This window comes from Mesorhizobium sp. W016, from assembly GCF_054719485.1.
The window spans coordinates 4913621-4936771 of the sequence record NZ_JBTTIF010000002.1; the positions used below are offsets into that span (position 1 = coordinate 4913621).

Here is a 23151-nt window from a genome sequence, read left to right on the forward strand (position 1 = left end):
CGGGTTCCTATCTCAGCTTGAGGGTCGACAGGCCGACCAGCGCCAGGATGACGGCGATGATCCAGAAGCGGATCACCACCTGGCTTTCGGTCCAGCCGAGCTTTTCGAAATGATGATGGATCGGCGCCATCAGGAACACGCGCTTGCCGGTCATCTTGAAGTAGCCGACCTGAATGATGACCGACAGGATTTCCACGACAAACAATCCGCCGACAATGACCAGCACGATCTCGTGCTTGGTGGCGACCGCGACCGTACCGATCAGGCCACCCATGGCCAGCGAACCGGTGTCGCCCATGAAGATCGCCGCCGGTGGCGCGTTGAACCAGAGGAAGCCGAGGCCGGCGCCGATGACGGCGCCAAGCACGACAGCCAGCTCGCCGGTGCCGGGCACGAAATGGATCTGCAGATATTCGGCGAACACCGCATTGCCGGAGAGGTAGGCGATGACGCCGAAGGATGCCGCCGCAATCATGATCGGCACGATCGCCAGCCCGTCGAGGCCATCGGTCAAATTCACCGCATTGCCGGCGCCGACAATGACGAAGCAGGAGAACGGCACGAAGAACCAGCCGAGATTGATGATGAATTCCTTGGCGAAGGGGAAGGTCAGCGACGACGAGAACGGCGCCTGGCCATTATGCATGATCGCCCAGGCGGCGATGCCGGCGATGACGAATTCCAGCGCCAGCCGCGCCTTGCCGGAAAAGCCGAGATGCGACTGCTTGGTTACCTTGAGATAGTCGTCGTAAAAGCCGATCGAACCGAAGCCCAGCGTCACCAAGAGCACCACCCAGACATAGATCGAGGAGAGGTTCGCCCATAGAAGCGACGAGCCGACGATGCCGCACAGGATCATCAGCCCGCCCATCGTCGGCGTGCCGGCCTTCTTGAAATGCGTCTGCGGGCCATCGGCGCGGATCGGCTGGCCCTTGCCTTGCCGCAGCCTAAGCGAATTGATGATGGTCGGCCCGAAGATGAAGACGATCAGCGCCGAGGTGATCAGCGCACCGCCGGTGCGGAAAGTTATGTAGCGGAAGACATTGAAGACCGAGACCTTGTCCGCAAAATCGACGAGCAATGTAAACATACGATTCCGTTCCCCGGACTAGTTCTGTTTCGTGCCTGCGGCTTCCGCCGGATATTTGCCGAGCAAGGCCTCGACCAGCTTTGAAAAGCCGATGCCTTTCGACGATTTGATCATCACCACGTCGCCGGCCTTCAGCGTCGACAACAGCAGCGGCTTCAATTCCTCGGCGCCGGCGCGGTATTCCGTTTTGATCTCGTCGGGCAGGATGTCTGCCAGCGCCTGCATTTCCGGACCGCCGAGAAAGACCGTGTTTGTGCCGGTGCCGACGATCAACTCGGCAAGGGCTGCATGGAGCTTGGCCGAATGGTCGCCGAGCTCGAGCATGTCGCCGAGCACGGCGATGCGCCGGCCCTCGCCCGTGACAGGCGTCGCGTTGAGCAGCGCCATGGCAGCAGCCATCGAGGCCGGATTGGCGTTGTAGCTCTCGTCGATCAGTGTGATCGGTCCCTTGGGGTGGCGAAGCATATGGCGCTTCCCACGGCCACGCTCGGCCGACAGATCGGCCAGTGCCAAGGCCACCTTGCCGATGTCGGCTTCAACCAAATGCGCGGCGCCGAGCACCGCCAGGACGTTCTGTACCATGTGGCGGCCGGGCGCGCCGATGCGCGCCGTCACATCCTGCCCGCCGATCCTGGCGGTGATGTCGGAATCATCGGCATGCAGCTCGCATTTGGTCAGCTTGTAGGTCGACCGTGCATTCTCGCCGAAGCCAAAGACATGTTCGACGCCGGCGGCTCGCGCCATCTTGTCGAGCAGCTTCCATCGCGCATCGTCGCGGTTGAGCAAGGCCGCACCGCCGGGCTCGATGCCTTCAAAAATCTCGGCCTTGGCCTTGGCGATCTCGTCGAGATTTCTAAAGAAGCCGAGATGCGCCGCGGCGATCATCGTGACGATGGCCACATGTGGCCGGACCATCTTGACCAGCGGCCGGATCTCGCCCGGATGGTTCATGCCGATCTCGAACACCGCATAGTCGCAATCGCCGGGCATGCGCGCCAGCGTCAGCGGCACGCCCCAATGATTGTTGAAGGACTGCGCCGAAGCATGCACCGTGCCGACGGCCGACAGCACATGACGCAGCGCCTCCTTGGTGGTGGTCTTGCCGGCCGATCCGGTCACCGCGATGATTTTTGCGCTGGAACGGGCGCGGGCGGCAACACCGAGTTTCTCCAGTGCTGCCAGCACATCCTGCACGACGATCATCGGCGCCGTCAGCCGCCCAAGCGACGGCAATTTGCCCTCGGCGACGACCAGAACGCCGGCGCCGGCCTTGATCGCCGCGGTCGCGAAGTCATGGCCGTCCATCGCCTCGCCCTTGATGGCGAAGAAGGCGTCGCCCGGCTGCAGGCTGCGGCTGTCGATCGAGATCCCCGAAATTCCCTCCGGCATCGGCCCGAGCGGCCGACCGCCAATGGCGTCGACCAGCGCCTCGGAAGTCCAGAGCACACTCATGCGGCCCGCTCCCGCAGCGCCGACCGGACTTCTTCGTGGTCGGAGAACGGAAAAGTCTCGGCGCCGATGGTCTGGCCCTCTTCATGGCCCTTGCCGGCAACGATCAGCGTATCGCCCGCTTTGAGCATGGCGACCGCTTCGTGGATCGCCTTGCGGCGGTCGCCGATTTCAATGGCGCCGGGTGCGGCTGCCAGGATCGCGGCACGAATCGTTTCCGGCACTTCCGAGCGCGGATTGTCGTCGGTGACGATGACGACATCGGCGAGCCGCGTGGCGATTCCGCCCATGATCGGCCGCTTGCCCCGGTCGCGGTCGCCGCCGCAGCCGAACACGACGATGACGCGGCCGGTGGTGAACGGGCGCACGGCGGCCAGCACATGTTCCAGCGCATCCGGCTTGTGGGCATAGTCGACATAGACGGGCGCGCCATTGGCGGTGGCGCCGACAAGGTCGAGCCGTCCAGGTGCCCCCTGAAGTTTCTCTAATGCCATCAAAGCTTTGGCGACCGGCGTTCCGGTGGAAATGGCCAGCCCGGCCGAAACCAGGGCATTGGCGATCTGGAAGTCACCGGCGAGCGGCAGGTCGATCTCATAGAGCACGCCGTCGGCTTCGACCTCGGCGCGCTGGCGGTGGCGCTCGTGCTCGACCCGCTTCAGGCGCAGGAAATCGCCATGGCGGCCGACCGTCAGCACCTTGAGCCCGGCGGCCTGCGCAGCCTGGATGGTCGGCGCCGACCACGGATCGTCGGCAAAGATGACCGCCGGCGCGCCTTTCGGCAGCAGCGTGTCGAACAGGCGCAATTTCGCGCGATGGTAATCCTCGACCGTCGGATGATAGTCCATATGGTCGCGGCCGAGATTGGTGAAGCCGCCCGCGGCGAGCTTGACGCCATCGAGGCGGCGCTGGTCGAGACCGTGGCTGGAGGCTTCCATCGAGGCATGGGTGACGCCGGCCTCCGCCAATTCCTTGAGCAACTGGTGCAAAGCCACTGGATCGGGTGTGGTCAACGAACCGTAATCGTTGCGGCCCGGCGCCACCACGCCGGTGGTGCCGATGGACGCGGCGGCAAAGCCGGCCTGCTCCCAGATCTGCCTGGTGAAGGCGGCGACCGAGGTCTTGCCTGCGGTGCCGGTAACCGCGACCATGGTCTCCGGCTGGCTGCCGAAGAAACGTGCCGCGCTCAGCGCCAGCGCCAGGCGTGGGTCGTCGACGCTGAGCACCGGGACGGACAGGCCGGAAACGGCGCTGGCCTTGCCCACGACAACCGCCGCTGCGCCGCGCTTTGCCGCATCGGCGGCATAGGCCGAACCATCCGCCTTGCTGCCGGCGAGCGCGAAAAAGACCACGCCGGTCTTGACCGTGCGGGAATCCGACGAAATCCCGGTTACCTCCACATCGCGGGAAGATGTTCCCTCGACAGGCAGGATACCGGCTAAATCTCTCAGGTGCATCGAACCCCGTTTATCTCAACAAAATGGCGCGCAGTTGCCGGCGCGCCCTAAGAATCACTGATAGGAAACCAGCGTTGCGCCATTTTCATGGCTGAAATCTGGCTTCACGCCAAGCATGGCGGCTGCCCGCCTGATGATGTTTCCGGCCATGACACCCGCATTGTTGGCGGCGACGTCGGTCATCCCGGGCTTTTCCGGGTGCGGAGCGTCAGCGATCGTAAACACCAGATATTGCGGATCGTCCATCGGGAAGGCAGCGACGAAGGTGTTGAAATTCAGTTCCTTCGAGTAGCGGCCATTGATCACCTTCTCGGCGGTTCCGGTCTTGCCGCCAACGCGGTAGCCGGGGGCCCTGGCGTTTCTGGCCGAGCCTTTCTCAGCATTGAGCGTGTAGAGGTAGCGCATGCCCTCCACAGTCTTTTCGCTGACCACTCTCTTGGCCACCGCCATGGCATCCTGCTCGCTGCGGACCAGGAAAGTCGGCGGGATCAAATAGCCCTGCATCAGCGCCGCGCAGCCGACGGCGGCCTGCAGCGGCGTCGTCGACACGCCATGGCCGAAGGCGATGGTGAAGGAGTTGACCTGTTTCCAGACCTTCGGTTCGGTCGGGCGCGCGACCTCAGGCAGTTCGGTCTGCATCCTGTCCAGAAGGCCAAGGCGATGCAGGAATTCGCGGTGCCCCTCGATGCCGACCATTTCGGCCTCACGCGCCGATCCGATGTTGGAGGAGTAAAGGAACACCTCCGGCAATGACAGCACGCGGTTCTTGCCGTGGAAATCGTGAATGGCCTGATGGCCGACCCGGATAGGATGCGAGGCGTCGAAACGGCTGTTCATGTTCGCCTTGCCGGAATCGAGCGCCATGGCCGAGGTAAAGCTCTTGAAGGTCGAGCCCATCTCGTAGAGGCCGGCCGACATGCGGTTCAGGCGGTCCTTGTCCTGCGCATTGAAGGGATTGTTCGGATCGAAATCCGGCACCGAGGCCATCGCCACCACTTCGCCGGTCTTGATGTTGAGCACGACGGCGCCTGCGCCCATGGCGCGATAGCGCTCGAGGCCGGCGGCAATCTCGTCGCGCACCACATGCTGGACGCGCAGGTCGATCGACAGCTGAACCGGCTTCAGATCCTTGGCGATCGCCAAGCCTGAGGCCTGCAGGTCGCTCAGGCCCTGCTCGTCAATGTATTTCTCCATGCCGGAGATGCCCTGATTGTCGATGTTGGTGAGGCCGACAATGTAGGATGAGGTCACGCCGGCCGGATAGAAGCGGCGCTTTTCGGTGCGAAAGCCGATGCCGGGAATGCCGAGCTGCATGATGTCGGCCTGCTGCTTGGGCGTCAGCTGCCGCTGCAGCCAGACGAAGCCGGCGCCGCTTTTCAGCTTGTGATAGGTCTGCTCGGGGTCGATATCTGGCAGAATGGTCGACAGCTTTTCGATCGCCTCGTCGGCATCGACGATGCGGCGCGGCTCGGCAAACAGCGATGCCGTCTTGATGTCGGTCGCCAGCACCTCGCCGTTGCGGTCGACGATGTCGGGACGCGACGCCGTCACCCGGCTTTGCGGCCCATTCGACATGTCGGGGGACTGGAAACCGAGATAGACCAGCCGCCCGGCGATGGTCGAATAGATGCCGAAGAACACCGCCATCGTCATCACGATGCGGGTCTTGGCCTTGCCGCCGGTCGCCTTGCGCGCGCCTTCGACCACGATGGAGCCGTCCTCGCCGGTCCGTGCGCGGCGCTTCAGCAATTTGCCGACCGACGGAAGTTTGGCGCGCATTGGAAATCCAGCGATCATTGGACGATGGCTCCGGTGACCACGGGATCCTTGTCGGCTGGTCCTTTGCCGGAATTGTCGGCCATGCCGCCAAGCCGCTGCGACGACAGGTCCTCGATGTTGAGCGGTTTTGCCGGCAGGTCGTCGAGCCCGACGATCTGCCGCGCATTGACCGGCTCGAGTGCGAGCTGCGATTTGTAGATTTCAGCCAGCTTCTGCAGGCGCGACGGCTGGGTCAGCAGGCTCCAGTCGGCCTTGAGCAGGTCGATCGTGTCCTCCTCATAGCGGATCTGCGCCTCGATCTTCTGCACCGAAGCCAGCTGTTCCTCGGCCTCGCGCTTGGCCTTGTAGGTCAGGGCCGCGGCCGAGACCATGACGGCGATCAGGACTATGTCGCTGGTTCGAAACACGTATTCACCTCTCTCGCGGCGCCTGGATGCCGGGAAGCTTTGGAAGGCCGAAAATGGTGAGATCACCGGCGCGCGCCGGCGCCTCGGTGCGGATGGCGGTACGCAGCCTGGCCGAGCGCGCCCGCGGATTGGCAGCGACCTCGGCATCGCCTGCCGTCACGCCGCCACCGGCCTTGCGGAAGGTCGCAGTGCGCGCGTGCGCCTCGGGCAAATGACGTGAGCCGGTGGCGACGTCGGCGCGGTCGGCGATGAAGCGCTTGACGATGCGGTCTTCCAGCGAATGGAACGTCACCACCGCAAGCCGCCCGCCGGGCTTCAATACCCGCTCGGATGCCATTAGGGCTTTGGCCAATTCGCCCAGCTCGTCATTGACGAAAATGCGCAGCGCCTGGAAGACGCGGGTGGCCGGATGAATCTTGTCCTTCGGCGCGCGGCCGATATGCGTCTCGATGGCGTCGGCGAGATCAAGCGTACGCTCAAACAACCGTTTTTCGCGGCGGCTCTCGATCATGCGGGCAATGCGCCCGGCGTTACGCTCTTCGCCGAGGAAGCCGAAGATGCGGGCAAGGTCGCCTATCTTGAACGAATTGACGACGTCGGCAGCACTCAAACCCGCCTGCGCCATGCGCATGTCGAGCGGCCCGTCCGTGCGGAACGAAAAGCCGCGCTCGGGCTGGTCGACCTGCATGGAGGAAATGCCGATGTCGAGGACAACGCCGTCGGCGCTTTCGACCTGTTCGTCCAGCGTCGAGAACGGCGCCTGCACCAGCCTCAGCCTGCCGCCGGATTGCTGTTCCAGGCCGCGCCCGGCGGCAATCGCATCGGGATCGCGATCGATCGCCACCACCGAGGCGCCGCTCGCCAGGATCGCCTTGGTGTAGCCGCCGGCGCCGAACGTGCCGTCGACGATCACATCGCCTTCTTTGGGTGAGAGCGCCTCCAGCACTTCGGCGAGGAGGACCGGAATGTGGCGGACCGGTCCGCCAACGGCGCTGAGATCATCGCCGTGATCCGCCATCATTCCGGCCGCTCCCCAGCCTTGGCCTCGTGAGCCTTCGTCCCCTGCCGAAGCTGCAAAAGCCGAGCGCGCGCCTGCGCCCCATAGGCGCCCAGCCGTCCAGGCTCCCAAACTTGAAAGAAATTGCCACGGCCGACAAAGGCCACTTCGCTCGTGATGCCCGTATGCTCGCGGATGAAATCGCTCATCGTGATGCGGCCATCCTGATCGAGCTTCAGGAACGTCCCGTCGCCATGGCAGAAGAACGACATATCGTCCGCCGTCTGCAAAAAAGGGTCTTCCAGCGCGACGCGCTGCTCGTAGCGGTCGAGCAGATCGAGCCCGCCGACATCCATCGCAGGCACGTCCAGGCCGCGCAGCGCATAGAGTTCCGAATAGCCGCGCTTCTGCACGACCGCGCGGAAATGCGCCGGAACGGAGACCCGCCCCTTCGCATCGATCCTGTTCACCGCGCTTGACAGAAACCGGTCCATGACACGCTGCAGCCGCTTCCGCCGCCGCACCCCTCTCCATGTTTTCGTCCGCGCCGAAGCGCGTCCCCTGCCGAAAATCCGCTTCGGTCCCAGCGGCAAAACCCCGCAAACGCACAGCCGCCGCGGCTGCCCGATTGGCGTACGCTTTACCCTGACGCGGAACGAAGGCTTTGGTATCGAAATGGGATATCATGGGGCACTATGGGCGTCAACGGGAACAGGCTTCACAAACGCGCGCGCCACAACCGGTGAGAGCAGCTCTGACAACACTCCCGTCTTTATCTCCCATTAAGCCTAACGAACCGTTTAGAGCGGGCTGGCCCAAGCGGAAGCGGCTTGCCGCGCATCACTGCCGCGAATAGCGTCGTCAGTCTTTTCGCTGAGCAACAAGGTCAGAAATCCATGTCCGAAACAGCAAGGTCCCGCGCGGCCTCCCTTGCCCATCTGCGGCGCGACGGACTTGCCAAAGGCGACCCCATCCCATTGCCGCTGACCATGGCCGCTATTTTCCACAACCCGGGCGACGGCGCCGGCTACAGCCAGTACGGCCGCTACAGCAACGCCACCTGGGATGCAGTCGAGCACATGCTGGCGCATCTCGAAGACGCGCCATGCGTCGGCTTCCCCTCAGGAATGGCGGCAATCTCGGCGGTGTTTTTCGGCCTGTTGAAATCCGGCGACCGCGTGCTTTTGCCTTCGGACGGCTACCATGCCACACGCGCGCTGGCCGAACGTTTCCTCAAGCCCTTCGGCGTCGCCTATGATCTGCGGCCGACAGCTACATTCCTCGACGGCGGCTTCGACGGCTACCGCCTTGTCTACGTTGAAACCCCGTCAAATCCGCGCTTGGACATTTGCGACATCACAGCCGTCGCCGAAGTCGCGCACCAAGCGGGCGCGATCGTCGTCGTCGACAACACCACGATGACGCCGTTCGGCCAGCGCCCGCTCGATCTCGGCGCCGACATCGTCGTTGCTGCCGACACCAAGGCGGCCAACGGGCATTCCGACGTGCTGTTCGGCCATGTCGCCAGCCGCAATCCAGACATCATCGCGGGCGTCACCGGCTGGCGCGAGACCGCAGGCGGCATTCCCGGCCCGTTCGAGGCTTGGCTGGTGCATCGCGGCCTGGAGACGCTGGACGTACGCTTCGACCGCATGTGTTCTTCTGCCGAGGTGATCGCGAAGCGCCTGAAAAACCATCGCGCCGTTAGCGGCTTGCGCTACCCCGGGCTGGAGGGCGACCCGTCGCACAACCTCGCCCGGGCGCAGATGGAGCGCTTCGGCTTCCTCGTGTCCTTCGAACTCGCTTCCCAGGAGAAGGCCGAGGATTTCATCAACAACTGCACGCTGATGCAGGCGGCAACGTCGTTCGGGGGTGTCCACACCTCCGCCGAGCGGCGGGCCAAGCGAGGAGATTCGGTTCCGCCCGGCTTCGTGCGCCTGTCGGTGGGCTGCGAGCCGGTGGAAGAACTCTGGCAGGCGATCGAGGCATCGCTGGACAAGATCGGCATCTGAGCTGGCGGTTAGGTCACCAAGTCGTCGGCGCCAATATCGCGCCTGCCGTGCAAAACGCGGACGATCTCGATCGCGTCTTCGCCCATGCGATACAGAGTGACATATTCGCCGACGATCAGATGACGAATGCCGGGCGCGATATCATCGCGCGGCGCACCTGAGAACGGTGCAAGGTGAGCAGTGTCCAGCGCCTCTCCAAAGCGTCCACAAGGCGCATGGCTCCCTTTGGGCTATGTTCCGCAATGTAGTCACCGATGCCTTCGACATCTGATATCGCCTGAGGAAGCAGCCGATATTTCACTCTTCCGAGCCTGCAGCTTCCGACATCCTGTGATATTTGGCTCGCAGCCGGTCCATGAAGGGCTGGCCGTCCACCGCCGGTCCGCTGTCGATCCCCTCCTGAACCAGCCTGCGCAATTCCTCGACCGTGTAGCCGAGAAGATCGCGGCGGTCTTTCCATTGCCGCAGCGCATCACGGATGACTTCGCTGGCCGAGGCATATTCGCCGGCGGCCACGACATCGTCGACCGCCGCCGCCAGTTCCGGCGAAAGCGTGATGCTGCGTTTGTCGACGTGACCCATGATGCGCTCCTGATCAAACCATGACAATCATGGTACGATTAAATCGTACCAGCTTCAAATGCGTTTGTCTCGACCCCAGCATGCGTACTTGATTCAATCGCTCAAGCACCTGAATCGCCAGCTGCGCCCGAAGGCGCAGACTGCTGATCCAAAGGATTAATCGCGATATGGGGGAGAAATTGCCAGCTGGCCTGTAAGCCGGGTTTTGTATGGCCCTCGCCCCTTTCGGGGCGAGAACGTGGCGGCCATTCATCTTGGGCGCATGTTGCCATGCGCCTCACGCAACCTACCCGGACGGTGAGCCGGAAACAGCCCTCGAAGGTTTCCCCTCGCACCGTCCCTATTCGGTTTTGCTCCCGGTGGGGTTTACCGTGCCGCTCCTGTTGCCAGTCGCGCGGTGGGCTCTTACCCCACCCTTTCACCCTTGCCCCGATAAATCGTGGCGGTTTGCTTTCTGTGGCACTTTCCCTGGGGTCGCCCCCGCCGGCCATTAACCGGCACCGTGTTTCCATGGAGCCCGGACTTTCCTCACCCGCAGCCTTTCGGCTTTGCGGGTGCGGCCGCCCGGCCAGCTGGCAGAGCGTATAAAGGGGTTCACGTTCCAAAACGCAAATGAAAAAGCAGACTTATGCCGGCGATCCCAATGCCGCCAACTGCACCTTGACCTTGCCGCAATAGGCCGCCGACACCGGGTTCATCCTCGTCGCGGCATGGCCGGCATTGTATTTCAGGATCGTGCCGCAGGTGGTGCCGCCGCCGAGATTGCGCGCCATGGCAAGGTACTTCATGCCGTATTTGATGTTGGTGTCGGGATCGAACAGACCCTTGGCGGAGCCGCTGTAACCCATCATCCGCGCCGTTGCCGGCTTGATCTGCATCAGGCCGATTTCACCCGCGCCGCCGACGATGTTCGGCCGGTAGTTGCTCTCGATCTTGATGACCGCCTGGGCCAGCGACACCGGCACGCCTTCGGCCGCGGCATAGCGGGCAATGATTGCCGAATACTGGCCGCCAAGCGCGGCTGCCGCAGTCGACTCCGCAGCGGTGCTTGGGCGGATCGATGCGGTCGTCGTCAGGTCGACGCTCTTCCTGTTGCGCTTAAAATGCCTCTTGGCCGTGGCTTTTCTGGCCTTCACCACGGCTGCTTTGCGCACTTTCGCGGTGGTTGCCCTTTTTGCTTTCGGGTTTGCCTTCGTCATGGTGGCCTTGGCGGGTGCGGCGATGAAGCCCTGGTCTGCCCTCTGGCTCAGTGGTGCGGCATCGGCCGTGCTGAAGGCAAAAGTCATTACTCCGGCAGCAATAGCTGCCGTTACAACGGTCAATTTCTGCATGTGGTCCTGTTCTGTTTGGCCGCGCGAAGATCTTCACGCAGCAACGCCTAATCAATATCGGAGCATCCGGGGGGCTGGAGGTCCGATAACTTGCACGAACTGCCTTTGAGGGCGGAATTTGTGTCGAACAAGGCGAGGCAATTCACTTTCAGTGACAGGCTGTAACTTGAATATCAGGAAAAGATTATTTAGACGCAACTGACCTAAGGGAAGTCAGCAGGCTTTGCAGCGTGCTAGACGTAGAGCCGTCGGCGACGCCATCCACCAGGCGTGGTCGGAAATGCCGCTGAAAAGCTTCGACGACGATTTCGGTCTGGCGGTCGAAGACACCTGATATCTCGACGCCATAGCCATAGAGCGCCAGCATCGACTGCAGTGTCTCGACCTCGGCGCCGGTATCGCCGGCCTTCAGCGCCGCGCCGCGCCGGACCGGCGCCGCAGGCACGAGATGGCCGACCCCGGCCGCAAACAGCGCCTTCCAGGGGAATTTCTCGCCCGGGTCGATCTTGCGCCCCGGCGCGATGTCGGAATGGGCAAGCACCCTTTGCGCCGTAATGGAATGGCGTTCGATGATACCAAGGCAAAGCCCGATCACCGCTTCCACCTGCCGCTTGGGAAAGGCCGAATAGCCGAGCGAATGGCCGGGATTGACGATTTCGATGCCGACCGAACAGGAGTTGATGTCGCGACGACCGAACCAGGAACTTGCACCGGCATGCCAGGCGCGGTCGCTTTCGCGCACCATCTGGATGATGCGGCCATCCTCATGGACGAGGTAGTGCGACGAGACTTCGCTTGCGGGGTCGCACAACCAGGCTTCCGCGGCAGCACCAGTCGCCATGCCGGTATAGTGCAGCACGATCATATCGGGCCTGAGCGTTTCGCGCCGCGGGCCGAAATTCGGCGATACCCTGACCTCGGCGCCTGGCTCGTCGGGCAGGAAGCCGCTCATGCGTGCCTGAGGCCCCGCTCGATCATCTCATAGGCCGCGTTGATCGCCGCGACCCTGGTCGTTGCGATCTTGATGAATTCCTGCGGCAGGCCGCGCGCGATCAGCCGGTCCGGATGATTGTCGGAGACCAGCTTGCGATACCGCTTCCTGACCTCCTCGAACGGCTTGCCGCGCTCAATGCCGAGCACGATATAGGGATCGCCGGCGCCGAGATTGACGTGCCTGGCCATGATGGCCTCGTAGTGCACCTCGTCGATGCGGAAAATCTCGGCAATACGGTGCAGGAAAATCCCTTCGCGCTCATGCACCAGCCCATCCGCCTTGGCGATATGGAACAGACCGTCGAGTATGTCTTCCAGCATGACGCAGTTCGAATGGCCCGAGCCGCACATCTGCGCCATACTCTCGGCATAGGTCTCGAACCCGGCGACGTCGCGCTTGGCCAGATCGTAAAGCCGCGCCACATTGCGGGTCTGTTCTCGCGGCACCTCGAATATTTCCTGGAACGCGCGAACCTCGTCCTGGGTGACGATGCCATCGGCCTTGGCCATCTTGGCTGACAGCGCAATCATCGCCACAGAGAAGGCGACACGCCGGCGCAGATCGGCGTCACCGGAGAAAACCGTGCGCACGGCCTCGACCACATCGGCTACGCCGGACGTGGCTGAAGATGAAACGCGGGTGATGAAGTCGCCGAGGCGATCCCAAATCGACATGAGCGCTTATTAGGGCCGCCGGCCATTGCTATCAAGCCAAGACAGCGCCGCAGAGGGGATCGAATTTACGCGAGCAACCGACGCGCCAGATCCCAAACCGTAGGAAAGAGCCGGTTCAAGGCCCTTGAGCCCCGAATCGACCTAAACGCAGGAAGGCCGGCGCGAAGCCGGCCTCCTCTCTCGTCACGTCAAAGTGACCGGGACTGCTGCTACTGCGCGGGGGCAGGAGCAGGTGTTGCCGGAGCCGGTTCTGCAGGCTTCGGTGCATCCGGCGTCGCCGGCTTCATGGGCTCGGCGGCTGGCGGATTGGTGCTCTGGGTGGTGGTGTTATCCGTACCGCTGTCGCTGCAGGCGGCAACGCCGAACAGGGCCAGGGCGGAAACGGAAGCAAGAATGAGCTTTTTCATGACATCTCTCCTTCAACACACGCTCACGTTGCGGTGAACGGTCGAAGGCAAAATGCATCAAACGGCCATGAGTTTCGTAACGTTGCGTTTCCTGATGTAACATCCGCGCACTACCGATTGCGGGCCGGGCGATGCCGAACTAACAGTCTGGACCCAAATGCAATGCCGGAGTTCTGCGTGGACAAGAAATGGGATTTTTGGATCGACCGCGGCGGCACCTTCACCGACGTGATCGGACGTGATCCGCAAGGCGGTTTGCATCCCAGGAAATTCCTGTCGGAAAATCCCGAAGCCTATCCCGACGCGGCCATAGCCGGCATCCGCGAGCTTCTGGGGCTGAAATCCGGCACCGCTATTCCTCCGGGCCTGGTCGGTGACGTCAAGATGGGTACCACCGTCGCCACCAATGCGCTGCTGGAGCGCAAGGGCGACCGTGTGCTTTTGCTCATCACCAAGGGCTTTCGCGACGCGCTGAAGATCGCCTATCAAGCGCGGCCAGACATCTTCGCCAAGGAGATCATTCTTCCCGAACAGCTTTATGAGCGGGTCATCGAGATCGACGAGCGTGTGCGCGCCAATGGCGAGGTCGAGCGCTTGCTCGACATCGCCGCCTGCCGGCCCGCCATCGAACAGGCGAAGGCCGACGGCATCGATGCGGTGGCCATCGTCTTCATGCATGCCTGGAAATATCCCGACCACGAGAAGGCGGTGGCGAAAGTCTGCCGCAAGATCGGGTTCAGCCAAGTCTCGGTCAGCCATGAAGTCTCGCCACTGATCAAACTGGTCGGCCGCGGCGACACCACCGTGGTCGATGCCTATCTGTCGCCGATCCTGTCGCGCTATGTGCAAAGAGTAGCGGGAGAACTGGGCGCGACGCCAATCTCCCCACTTCTGGAGGGTGAGGAGCGGTCGGCCAAAGGCCGAGAAAAAGCCAACGATTTGGCTTTTTCAGCGACGAACGCCCGGAGCCATAGCGAAGGGCAGTCCGCAAAGCGGCCAGAGGGGGTCCTCTCGGAAGGCACCGCCAATGCGCTGAGCCCGGTCGATCCAACCCCACCCGGCGGCTCCGCCGCCACCCTCCCCTCGAGGGGCAGGGAAAACCCTCGCCTGATGTTCATGATGTCGTCGGGCGGGCTCACCGCCGCCGACATGTTCCAGGGCAAGGACGCGCTGCTGTCCGGCCCGGCCGGCGGTGTCGTCGGCATGGTCGAAACGGCGAAACTCGCCGGTTTCGAGAAAGTCATCGGCTTCGACATGGGCGGCACCTCGACCGACGTCGCCCATTATGACGGCGAGTATGAGCGCGCCTTCGACACCGAGGTTGCCGGCGTGCGCATCCGTGCGCCGATGATGCGCATCCATACCGTCGCTGCCGGCGGCGGCTCGATCCTGCATTACGAAGCCGGCCGCTTCCGCGCCGGGCCGGATTCCGCCGGCGCCAATCCCGGCCCCGCCGCCTACCGCCGCGGCGGCCCGCTTGCCGTCACCGACGCCAATGTCATGCTGGGCAAGCTGCAGCCCGATTTCTTCCCGGCGATTTTCGGACCCGGCCAGGACCAGCCGCTGGACGTCGCCGCCGTGCGTAAAAAATTCGCTGCGCTCGCCGCCGAAATCGGCGATGGCCGCACGCCGGAAGCCGTCGCCGAAGGGTTCGTTACCATCGCGGTGGAAAACATGGCCAATGCCATCAAGAAGATCTCCGTGCAGCGCGGCTACGACGTCACTGAATATCTCTTGAACTGTTTTGGCGGCGCCGGCGGCCAGCATGCCTGCCTGGTTGCCGACGCGCTCGGCATGGAGGCGGTACTGATCCACCCCTTCTCCGGTCTGCTCTCAGCCTATGGTATCGGCCTGTCGTCGGTTTTCGCGTCGCGGCAGCAGGCGCTGCTGAAGCCGCTTGCCGAAGAATCCAGGACCCAGATGGGCAGCCTCATCGGCACGTTGAAAAAAGCCGTCATCGCCGAATTGGTAGCGCAAGGCATCGCCGAGGACAAGATTGCGGCAAAGCCGGTGCTGCACATCCGCTATGACGGCACCGACACCACGCTGCCGGTGAATTTCGAAGGCGACTCGATCTTCCAGGCCAGGCGCGATTTCGAAATCGCCCACAAGGCGCAGTTCGGGTTCGTCTATGATGACAAGCCGATGATCGTCGAGACCGTTGGCGTGGAAGGCGCCGAGATCGTCGAGACCACGGCCGAAGCCGTTGCGCCCGCCGGACCGGCAAGGGTTGAAGCGGGTGCGTCCGGAACGCGGCGCATCTACACCGAGGGCCGCTGGCATGAGGCCGGCATCCATCGTCGCGAAAATCTGCGCCCATCCAACCTGATCGCAGGCCCCGCTTTGATCATCGAGCCGAACCAGACCATCGTCGTCGAGCCGGGCTGGCGGGCCGAAATCACCAACCTCAATCACGTCGTCATCCGCCGCACCGAACGGAAAGTTCGCACGGCTGCCCTCGGTACCGAAGCCGATCCGGTGATGCTGGAGGTCTTCAACAACCTCTTCATGTCGATCGCCGAACAGATGGGCGTTACGCTGCAGAACACCGCCTATTCCGTCAACATCAAGGAAAGGCTGGATTTCTCCTGCGCCGTCTTCGACCGCCACGGCGCGCTGGTCGCCAACGCGCCGCACATGCCGGTGCATCTCGGCTCAATGGATCGCTCGGTCGAAACCATCATCCGGCTGAACTCCGGCGACATCCACCCCGGCGACGTCTTTGCGCTGAACGCACCTTACAATGGCGGCACGCATCTGCCCGACATCACCGTGGTGACGCCGGTGTTTTCCCTCCCCCTTGAGGGGAGGGTGGCCGCGCAGCGGCCGGGTGGGGTCCTCTCAGAAGGCACCACAAGAGCGTCGAGCACTGCCGCAACGACCCCCTCCGGCGGCTCCGCCGCCACCTCCCCCTCAAGGGGGGAGGAAGTAATCTTCTACGTAGCCTCACGCGGCCATCATGCCGATATCGGCGGCACTGCCCCCGGCTCGATGACGCCGCTTGCCACCACGGTCGACGAGGAAGGCGTGCTGTTCGACAATTTCCGCGTCGTCGATCGCGGAAAATTCCGCGAGGCGGAGCTGCAAACGCTGCTCACCGACCACCCCTACCCCGCCCGCAACCCGCACCAGAACATCGCCGACCTAAAGGCGCAGATCGCCGCCAATGAAAAGGGCGTGGCGGAACTGCGCAAAATGGTCTCCCATTTCGGCCTCGATGTCGTCGAGGCCTATATGGGCCATGTCCAGGACAATGCCGCCGAAAGCGTGCGCCGCGTGCTGGAAAGGCTGCCTAACAGCTCGCAGTATGAATACCCGACCGACACCGGCCAGGTGATCAAGGTGAAGATCACGGTCGACCGGCAAAAGAGCGAAGCGACCGTCGACTTCACCGGCACCTCGCCTGTCATGAAGAACAATTTCAACGCGCCCGAGCCCGTCGCCCGCGCCGCCGTGCTCTATGCCTTCCGCGTCATGGTCGAGGACATGATCCCGATGAATGCCGGGTGCCTCAGGCCCATCAACATCATCATCCCCGACGGCTCGATGCTGAAGCCGGCCTACCCCGCAGCAGTCGTCGCCGGCAATGTCGAGACCTCGCAGCATGTCACCAACGCGCTGTTCGGAGCCATGGGCGCCATGGCCAATGCGCAAGGCACGATGAACAACCTGACCTTCGGCAACAAGCAGTACCAGTATTACGAGACCATCTGCTCCGGCTCGCCGTCAGGCCGGATGAACTCCGGCCGCGGCTTTGCCGGGACATCCGGCGTCCACACCCACATGACCAATTCGCGCCTCACCGACCCGGAGGTGCTGGAATTGCGCTTTCCCGTTTTGCTTGAGGATTTCCACATTCGCGAGGGCTCCGGCGGCAAAGGCGAATGGGATGCCGGTGACGGCACCAGGCGCACCATCCGTTTCCTCGAAAAGATGGAATGCGCCATCCTGTCCTCGCACCGCAACCGCCCGCCGCAAGGCCTCGATGGCGGCAGTGACGGCGAGGTCGGCTCGACCAAGGTCCGCCGCAACGACGGCAGCGTCGAGACGCTGAAGGCCTGCGACCAGACCGTGCTCGACGCCGGCGACGCCGTCATCCTGACAACGCCGACACCGGGGGGATTTGGCAAGGCCTGAACTCGCGTCAACAGCCTGTCACCCGCCTGTCATGCCCCTGAGTTACCCGCTTGCGGCAAAGCAAATGGGGAATCACTTTGCCATGACGGACGTCTCCTCGGATCTCGTTTTTCGCCGCGGCAAGGAAGTTGGAAAGGCCGTCTACCAGAACCGCCCGCTGTCGAAGGCCGGCATCTCGGAGCGGCTGTTCGCGCTGCTGTTTTCCGGCCTTGTCTATCCGCAGATCTGGGAAGACCCTGAAGTTGACATGGAGGCCATGCAGCTTGGCCAGGGCCACCGCGTCGTCACCATAGCGTCGGGCGGCTGCAACATCCTCGCCTACCTCACCCGCTCGCCTGAACGCGTCGATGCGGTCGACCTCAACGCCGCCCACATCGCCTTGAACCGGATGAAGCTGGAGGCGGTGCGGCATCTGCCCTCGCAGGGCGATCTGTTCCGTTTCTTCGGCGCCGCCGACACCAACCACAATTCGCAAGCCTATGACCGCTTCATCGCGCCGCATCTCGACCCGGTCAGCCGCCACTATTGGGAGCGTCGCAGCTGGCGCGGCCGCCGGCGCATCACCGTCTTCGACCGCAATTTCTACCAGACCGGCCTGCTCGGCCTGTTCATCGCCATGGGCCACCGCATCGCCAAATTCTTCGGCGTCGATCCCGCCGGTCTCATGGCGTCGAAGAGCCTCGCCGACCAGCGCCGCTTCTTCAACGAAGAGCTGGCGCCGGTCTTCGACAAGAAGCTGTTGCGCTGGGCTACCTCGCGCAAGGCTTCGCTGTTCGGCCTCGGCATTCCGCCGGCGCAGTACGATTCGCTGATCACCTCGGGCGATGGTTCGATGGCCAGCGTGCTGAAGGCCCGGCTGGAAAAGCTCGCTTGCGATTTTCCGCTGAAGAACAACTACTTCGCCTGGCAGGCTTTCGCCCGTCGCTATCCCAATCCGGGCGAGGCCGCCCTGCCCGCCTATCTAGAAGAGGCCAACTACAAGGCGATCCGCAACAATGTCGATCGCGTCGGCATCCACCACGCCAATCTGATCGAATTTCTGGCCGGCAAGGACGCAGGCACCGTCGACCGTTTCGTCCTGCTCGACGCGCAGGACTGGATGACGAACGACCAGCTCAATGCCCTTTGGTCGGAGATCACCCGCACCGCCTCGGTCGGCGCCCGAGTCATCTTCCGCACCGCCGCCGAGCCCAGCCTGCTGCCGGGCCGCGTCTCGATCTCGCTGCTCGACCAGTGGACCTACGAGGACGAGGCCTCGCGCGACTGTTCGGCCCGCGACCGCTCGGCCATCTATGGCGGCTTCCACCTCTATGTGAAGCACGCGGCATGAGCGCGAGCGAGCTGCCGGCCGACCATGCCGAACTGATGGACGGCGTCTATCGCTGGCAGCGCCACATCTACGACCTGACTCGCAAATATTACCTGCTCGGCCGCGACCAGATGATATCCGGGCTGGATGTGCCGGCGAATGGCAGAGTGCTCGAACTTGGCTGCGGCACCGGCCGCAACATCGCGCTTGCCGCCCGCCGCTATCCCGACGCCCGCCTCTACGGCCTCGACATCTCGGCCGAGATGCTGGAGACGGCGAGCAAGTCGATCGGCCGCGACGGCCTGTCCGGCCGCGTCGTGCTGGCACGCGGCGACGCCACCGATTTCGACGCCAAGACGCTGTTCGGCATCGAGCGCTTCGACCGCATCTTCGTGTCCTATTCGCTGTCGATGATCCCCGGTTGGGAAAAGACGGTTTCGGCAGCCCTTGCGGCACTCGCGCCCGGCGGCTCGCTGCATGTCGTCGATTTCGGCCAGCAGGAAGGCTTGCCCAACTGGTTCCGGAGATTCCTGCGCGGCTGGCTCAAGAAGTTCCATGTCACGCCACGTGAATCATTGCGCGAAGTCTTGGAATCGGAATCTCGGCGAACCGGCGCAAGCTTCTGTTTCGGCGCGCTTTATCGCGGCTATGCCTGGCTGGCGGTCGTCAAGATCGCGCACTCTTACCTCCCCTCGATGGGGGAGGTCGCGCCGAAGGCGCGGGTGGGGGTGAAGTGCCAGGCACCCCGCCCCGGCGCTACGCGCCGACCCTCCCCATCAAGGGGAGGGTAAAGGGAGCTAGCGCAGTGCCTTCATCAGCGCGCCGACCATCACCTGCGGCCGGTAGCCGAGCTTGGCCGGCGTCAACCCCAGCCGCACCACCACCAGTTGCTCCGACGGGATGATGGCGACCGTCTGGCCGTCATGGCCCTCCATCCAGTAGGTATCGTTGGGCAGGCCGGCGGCGACGCCGGCGCCGGGATTTCCTTCGTCCCCCGGGGCTTCGATCCAAAGTTGCCCCTTGCCGTAGACTTTCGAGGCCGGTGCCGGTTCGCGCATCCAGTCGACGAAACCGGCCGGCAGGATCTGGTTGCCGTTCCAGACGCCGCCCTGCAGCAGGAATTGGCCGAACCGCGCCCAGTCATGCCCCGTGGCATAGAGGTAGGATGAGCCGACAAAGGTACCCTCCTCGTCGGTTTCGAGCACCGCGCTTTGCATGCCGAGCGGCCCGAACAGCGCTGTCCTTGGCCACATCAGCGCCTTGTCCTTGTCGCCGATAGCATCCTGCCACAGCCGCGACAGCATCACCGCCGTGCCGCTCGAATAGGAAAAGACCTTGCCGACGTCGCCGGTCAGCGGCTTGGCCTCGGCGAAGCCCGCCATATCCGGTTCGAGGTAGAGCATGCGCGTCACATCGGCAACGTCGCCATAATCCTCGTTGAACTCGAGTCCGCTCGACATCGCCATCATATCGGCAAGGCTGATGGCGGCGCGGCCGTCCGCCTTCCATGAGCCGAACAGGCCCTGATTGGTCACCGCCATCTTGCCGTCCTTGACCAGCGTGCCGACGAGCGCGGCGTTGACTGTCTTGGTCATAGACCAGCCCAGCAGCGGCGTTTTCGCCGAAAAGCCCTCGCCATAACGCTCGGCAACAATGCGGCCATTTTTGACCACCACCACGGCGCGCATGCCGATGCCGGTCATCGCCGCACCGTCGAGGATCTTGTTGATTTCGGGATTTTGCGAGGCGTCGACTCGATCTCCCCCGGGCCACAGATCGCCCTTGGTGGCCGCCGACGCCTCGGCAGGGATTGACGTGCGCCGTGCCTTGCCGACGTCGCCATCGGGAACCGAGGCGCAACCCAGGCCGGCGCGCGCAACGGCAACGCTCTTGCCGAGGAAGCCAAGCAGCCCGGCCGAGACGGTTCCCCTGTTCTTGTCGACCGACACCTTCATCAGCCTGAGCAGCGGATGGCCGGGCGCCTGCACGTCGATGGCAAGCACCTCATTGGGATCACGGCCGGCGATAAAAACATTCGAGCAGACGATCTTGGCGGAATAGCCGGAACCGACGCGGATCAGGTCGGGCGGAGCGATGTAGAGCCAGGCAAACAGCGCGGCTATCGCCAGCCCGACCAGGCCGAGCAGCCATTTGATGATCTTCACGGCGATCCGCATCTTTCCGTCCCTGCTTTTCCGCTGCCCGTGGCTTGCGGCCCGATTTATGTCATCGATTTGCCGCCATTGCTTCCGCAAAATCGGTGTTCTTGTCGAGCGCCGTCAACCTGTTATCAACCATGATCGGCGATCACTGATGCATGTCGCCCAAAAGTGCGCAGCGGTTTTGGGACGACGACATGCACGAAAATAGCGTATCAGGCGATGCTGTGGGGCGATCGCCTGAGGGGCACCTGCATCGACAACCCAACAGCGACCGGCTGATTCCGGCTCGGGAAATGCGATGCGCCGTTTCGCGGCCCTCATCACGTTGACGCTGCTGGCCGCCTGCTCGACCGCCGGCGATCTCGTGCCCTCGATATCGCCATCCAGCAGCCCGACGGTTGCCGTGCGCGCACCGCGTTTCGAAGACTCCAAGCCGCATGAATGGGATAGCGGCGCGCCTTGGAACTATGCCGTTCACGGAACCGACGTCTCCAAATACCAGACCTCGGTCGACTGGCCGACGGCCAAGGCCAGCGGCATCTCCTTCGCCTTCATCAAGGCGACCGAGGGCGGCGACCGTTTCGACGAGTATTTCAACGAGCATTGGTCGCGCACCAAGGCCAATGGCATTCCGCGCGCGGCCTACCATTTTTTCTACTTCTGCACGCCTGCCGCCACCCAGGCGCGCTGGTTCATCCAGAACGTGCCCGTCGACCGCTCGGCCATGCCGCCGGTGCTCGACATGGAGTGGAACCCGCAATCGCCGACCTGCCGGCTGCGCCCGGATTCGGCGACGGTGCGGGCCGAAATGACCACCTTTCTCGAGATGATCGAGCGGCACTATGGCAAGAAGCCGATCATCTACACCTCGGTCGACTTCTTCGACGATAACGACCTTTCGACGTTCCGCGGCTATCCCTACTGGCTGCGCTCGGTGGCCGGCCACCCCCGCCAGAAGTACGGCAGCCACCCTTTCACCTTCTGGCAATACACCGGAACCGGTATCGTTCCCGGCATGACCGGCAAGTCCGATATCAACGTCTTCAACGGCACTGAGGCAGCCTGGAAAAAGTGGCTGCGGCAGAACACCCGTTGACACCGGCTCAGCCGCCTGCTTTTCGACGTCCCATGCGCACCTACCTGCAGCCACTGGGATATTTACGCCGGAAACAGTCGAAGAGCCGCCTGCGCTCCGGGCTGCTCGCGGCCCTGCTGCTCGGCGCTACGGCGATGCCGGCGGGGGCGCAGGAATGCGGCGGCGACTTCGAAACCTGGAAGCAAGGCGTGGCGGCGGAAGCCAAGGCGGCCGGTGTCGGCGCTGTCGGCCTTGACGCACTGGAAGCCGCCACCATCGACGACAAGGTGCTGGCGCGCGATCGCGCCCAGGGCGTCTTCGCACAGACCTTCATCCAGTTCTCCAACCGCATGATCTCGGCCTACCGGCTGAAGCAGGGCGCGGCCAATCTGAAGAAATACGCCGAAATCTTCGCGCGCGCCGACCAGCAGTTCGGTGTCCAGGCGCCGATCATCACCGCCTTCTGGGGGCTGGAGACCGATTTCGGCGCCGTCCAGGGCGATTTCCACACGCTGAGCGCCTTGGTGACGCTGTCGCATGACTGCCGCCGCCCGCAGCTGTTTCGGCCGCAACTGGTGCCGCTGTTGACGCTGATCGATCGCGGCGTCGTTCCGGCCGACGTCACCGGCGCCTGGGCCGGCGAGATCGGCCAGACGCAGATCCTGCCTTCCGATTATCTCGCGCGCGGAGTCGACGGCGACGGCGACGGCATCGTCGACCTCAGGCGCAGCGTACCCGACGTGATCATGACCACGGCCAACAAGGTGCTGTCGCGCGGCTGGAAACGCGACCAGCCCTGGATCGAGGAAGTGCGCGTGCCCGAGGACATGCCCTGGGAGCAGACCGGCCGCACCAACAAGTTGCCGCTGTCGCAATGGGCCGCCTGGGGCGTCACCAATCCCGATGGCACGCCGCTGATCGACAATGGCCTGAAGGCCGGCCTGGCGCTGCCGATGGGCCGCAAAGGTCCGGCCTTCCTCGCCTACGACAATTTCGACGTCTATCTCGAATGGAACCAGTCCTTCACCTACGCGCTGACCGCCGCCAACTTCGCCAGCCGGCTGGCCGGGGCAAAGCAGTTCGACCCGCGCAATCCCGAAACCGGGCTCAATGGCGACCAGATGAAGGAATTGCAGACCAAGCTCGAAGCCAGGGGCTATGACGTCGGCACCGTCGACGGCATTCTGGGCACCAACACCCGCGAAGCCATCCGCAAGGAACAGATGCGGCTCGGCATGCCGGTAGACGGCTGGCCGACGCCGGAGCTTTTGGGGAAACTGTGAGTAGAATCT

At 63.5% G+C, this 23151-nt stretch carries 19 protein-coding genes, 1 other RNA gene and 1 pseudogene; 6 read left to right on the forward strand and 15 right to left on the reverse strand.

The window, feature by feature from the left end:
* Positions 1-7 precede the first annotated feature (7 nt).
* From mraY to mraZ, 7 genes are read right to left on the reverse strand one after another with little or no spacing between them, the layout of a single operon-like run.
* Positions 8-1090 carry a phospho-N-acetylmuramoyl-pentapeptide-transferase gene (gene mraY, locus ACYG9V_RS24350; protein WP_023668273.1) on the reverse strand — a complete coding sequence of 361 codons (1083 nt, stop codon included), beginning with the start codon at positions 1088-1090 and terminating at the stop codon, positions 8-10.
* Between the two features lie 18 nt (positions 1091-1108).
* A complete protein-coding gene (locus tag ACYG9V_RS24355; protein WP_352765080.1) occupies positions 1109-2542 on the reverse strand; it encodes a UDP-N-acetylmuramoylalanyl-D-glutamyl-2,6-diaminopimelate--D-alanyl-D-alanine ligase in 1434 nt (477 codons plus the stop codon).
* On the reverse strand, positions 2539-3993 hold the full coding sequence (locus tag ACYG9V_RS24360) for a UDP-N-acetylmuramoyl-L-alanyl-D-glutamate--2,6-diaminopimelate ligase (protein ID WP_352765078.1): 1455 nt from the start codon (positions 3991-3993) through the stop codon (positions 2539-2541). The genes ACYG9V_RS24355 and ACYG9V_RS24360 overlap by 4 nt, the downstream gene beginning before the upstream one ends.
* Positions 3994-4047: 54 nt before the next feature.
* Positions 4048-5772 carry a peptidoglycan D,D-transpeptidase FtsI family protein gene (locus ACYG9V_RS24365; protein WP_023682141.1) on the reverse strand — a complete coding sequence of 575 codons (1725 nt, stop codon included), beginning with the start codon at positions 5770-5772 and terminating at the stop codon, positions 4048-4050.
* Positions 5773-5786: 14 nt separating this feature from the next.
* A complete protein-coding gene (ftsL, locus tag ACYG9V_RS24370) occupies positions 5787-6179 on the reverse strand; it encodes a cell division protein FtsL (RefSeq protein ID WP_023682142.1) in 393 nt (130 codons plus the stop codon).
* 4 nt (positions 6180-6183) lie between these two features.
* Positions 6184-7200, reverse strand: a complete 1017-nt coding sequence (gene rsmH / locus ACYG9V_RS24375) for a 16S rRNA (cytosine(1402)-N(4))-methyltransferase RsmH (protein ID WP_352765077.1) — start codon at positions 7198-7200, stop codon at positions 6184-6186.
* Positions 7197-7670 (reverse strand): division/cell wall cluster transcriptional repressor MraZ, encoded by a 474-nt coding sequence (gene mraZ / locus ACYG9V_RS24380; protein WP_352765075.1) that lies wholly within the window; start codon positions 7668-7670, stop codon positions 7197-7199. Before mraZ ends, rsmH begins: the two co-directional genes overlap by 4 nt.
* Positions 7671-8072: 402 nt before the next feature.
* Between mraZ and ACYG9V_RS24385 the strand changes: the two genes are divergently transcribed.
* Positions 8073-9188 (forward strand): cystathionine gamma-lyase, encoded by a 1116-nt coding sequence (locus ACYG9V_RS24385; protein ID WP_352765073.1) that lies wholly within the window; start codon positions 8073-8075, stop codon positions 9186-9188.
* A gap of 8 nt (positions 9189-9196) precedes the next feature.
* Here the strand turns inward: ACYG9V_RS24385 and ACYG9V_RS24390 are convergent, their stop codons facing one another.
* The 7 genes from ACYG9V_RS24390 to ACYG9V_RS24420 all read right to left on the reverse strand — a co-directional run bounded on the left by ACYG9V_RS24390 (position 9197) and on the right by ACYG9V_RS24420 (position 13176).
* Complete coding sequence (locus tag ACYG9V_RS24390; RefSeq protein ID WP_460222076.1) at positions 9197-9376, reverse strand: type II toxin-antitoxin system RelE/ParE family toxin; 180 nt, start codon at positions 9374-9376, stop codon at positions 9197-9199.
* 109 nt (positions 9377-9485) lie between these two features.
* Positions 9486-9770 carry a type II toxin-antitoxin system ParD family antitoxin gene (locus ACYG9V_RS24395; protein WP_023668264.1) on the reverse strand — a complete coding sequence of 95 codons (285 nt, stop codon included), beginning with the start codon at positions 9768-9770 and terminating at the stop codon, positions 9486-9488.
* Between the two features lie 178 nt (positions 9771-9948).
* Positions 9949-10346, reverse strand: an RNA gene (gene rnpB / locus ACYG9V_RS24400) — RNase P RNA component class A.
* Positions 10347-10396: 50 nt separating this feature from the next.
* Positions 10397-11101 (reverse strand): lytic transglycosylase domain-containing protein, encoded by a 705-nt coding sequence (locus ACYG9V_RS24405; protein ID WP_023682146.1) that lies wholly within the window; start codon positions 11099-11101, stop codon positions 10397-10399.
* Positions 11102-11285: 184 nt separating this feature from the next.
* Positions 11286-12053 (reverse strand): N-acetylmuramoyl-L-alanine amidase, encoded by a 768-nt coding sequence (locus tag ACYG9V_RS24410; protein ID WP_352765071.1) that lies wholly within the window; start codon positions 12051-12053, stop codon positions 11286-11288.
* Positions 12050-12769: a J domain-containing protein gene (locus ACYG9V_RS24415; protein WP_023668261.1), complete on the reverse strand. Its 720-nt coding sequence runs from the start codon at positions 12767-12769 to the stop codon at positions 12050-12052. The genes ACYG9V_RS24410 and ACYG9V_RS24415 overlap by 4 nt, the downstream gene beginning before the upstream one ends.
* 209 nt (positions 12770-12978) lie before the next feature.
* A complete protein-coding gene (locus tag ACYG9V_RS24420) occupies positions 12979-13176 on the reverse strand; it encodes a hypothetical protein (RefSeq protein WP_023668260.1) in 198 nt (65 codons plus the stop codon).
* A gap of 177 nt (positions 13177-13353) precedes the next feature.
* Here ACYG9V_RS24420 and ACYG9V_RS24425 point away from each other — a divergent pair, with 177 nt between their 5' ends.
* The 3 genes and pseudogenes from ACYG9V_RS24425 to ACYG9V_RS24435 all read left to right on the forward strand — a co-directional run.
* Positions 13354-17313: a hydantoinase B/oxoprolinase family protein gene (locus tag ACYG9V_RS24425; protein ID WP_352765069.1), complete on the forward strand. Its 3960-nt coding sequence runs from the start codon at positions 13354-13356 to the stop codon at positions 17311-17313.
* Between the two features lie 31 nt (positions 17314-17344).
* Positions 17345-18643, forward strand: a complete 1299-nt coding sequence (locus ACYG9V_RS24430) for a BtaA family protein (protein WP_352765068.1) — start codon at positions 17345-17347, stop codon at positions 18641-18643.
* Positions 18640-19296, forward strand: a pseudogene (locus ACYG9V_RS24435) (class I SAM-dependent methyltransferase); the annotation flags it as partial. The gene ACYG9V_RS24430 and the pseudogene ACYG9V_RS24435, both read left to right, overlap by 4 nt.
* A 123-nt stretch (positions 19297-19419) precedes the next feature.
* On the opposite strand, the gene ACYG9V_RS24440 reads toward ACYG9V_RS24435, so the two are convergent.
* On the reverse strand, positions 19420-20799 hold the full coding sequence (locus ACYG9V_RS24440) for a serine hydrolase domain-containing protein (RefSeq protein ID WP_352765066.1): 1380 nt from the start codon (positions 20797-20799) through the stop codon (positions 19420-19422).
* 283 nt (positions 20800-21082) lie between these two features.
* Here ACYG9V_RS24440 and ACYG9V_RS24445 point away from each other — a divergent pair, with 283 nt between their 5' ends.
* Positions 21083-21880: a glycoside hydrolase family 25 protein gene (locus ACYG9V_RS24445; protein WP_023705561.1), complete on the forward strand. Its 798-nt coding sequence runs from the start codon at positions 21083-21085 to the stop codon at positions 21878-21880.
* Positions 21881-21912: 32 nt separating this feature from the next.
* Positions 21913-23142, forward strand: coding sequence for a lytic murein transglycosylase (locus ACYG9V_RS24450; RefSeq protein ID WP_023729359.1), 1230 nt, complete (start codon positions 21913-21915; stop codon positions 23140-23142).
* The last annotated feature ends 9 nt before the right edge of the window (positions 23143-23151 follow it).

Coding starts and splice junctions, on each gene's coding strand:
- mraY (WP_023668273.1), bottom strand. CDS start 1,090: ATGTTTACATTGCTCGTCGATTTTGCGGACAAGGTCTCGGTCTTCAAT.
- ACYG9V_RS24355 (WP_352765080.1), bottom strand. CDS start 2,542: ATGAGTGTGCTCTGGACTTCCGAGGCGCTGGTCGACGCCATTGGCGGT.
- ACYG9V_RS24360 (WP_352765078.1), bottom strand. CDS start 3,993: ATGCACCTGAGAGATTTAGCCGGTATCCTGCCTGTCGAGGGAACATCT.
- ACYG9V_RS24365 (WP_023682141.1), bottom strand. CDS start 5,772: ATGCGCGCCAAACTTCCGTCGGTCGGCAAATTGCTGAAGCGCCGCGCA.
- rsmH (WP_352765077.1), bottom strand. CDS start 7,200: ATGATGGCGGATCACGGCGATGATCTCAGCGCCGTTGGCGGACCGGTC.
- mraZ (WP_352765075.1), bottom strand. CDS start 7,670: ATGGACCGGTTTCTGTCAAGCGCGGTGAACAGGATCGATGCGAAGGGG.
- ACYG9V_RS24385 (WP_352765073.1), top strand. CDS start 8,073: ATGTCCGAAACAGCAAGGTCCCGCGCGGCCTCCCTTGCCCATCTGCGG.
- ACYG9V_RS24395 (WP_023668264.1), bottom strand. CDS start 9,770: ATGGGTCACGTCGACAAACGCAGCATCACGCTTTCGCCGGAACTGGCG.
- ACYG9V_RS24405 (WP_023682146.1), bottom strand. CDS start 11,101: ATGCAGAAATTGACCGTTGTAACGGCAGCTATTGCTGCCGGAGTAATG.
- ACYG9V_RS24410 (WP_352765071.1), bottom strand. CDS start 12,053: ATGAGCGGCTTCCTGCCCGACGAGCCAGGCGCCGAGGTCAGGGTATCG.
- ACYG9V_RS24415 (WP_023668261.1), bottom strand. CDS start 12,769: ATGTCGATTTGGGATCGCCTCGGCGACTTCATCACCCGCGTTTCATCT.
- ACYG9V_RS24420 (WP_023668260.1), bottom strand. CDS start 13,176: ATGAAAAAGCTCATTCTTGCTTCCGTTTCCGCCCTGGCCCTGTTCGGC.
- ACYG9V_RS24430 (WP_352765068.1), top strand. CDS start 17,345: ATGCCCCTGAGTTACCCGCTTGCGGCAAAGCAAATGGGGAATCACTTT.
- ACYG9V_RS24440 (WP_352765066.1), bottom strand. CDS start 20,799: ATGCGGATCGCCGTGAAGATCATCAAATGGCTGCTCGGCCTGGTCGGG.
- ACYG9V_RS24445 (WP_023705561.1), top strand. CDS start 21,083: ATGCGCCGTTTCGCGGCCCTCATCACGTTGACGCTGCTGGCCGCCTGC.
- ACYG9V_RS24450 (WP_023729359.1), top strand. CDS start 21,913: ATGCGCACCTACCTGCAGCCACTGGGATATTTACGCCGGAAACAGTCG.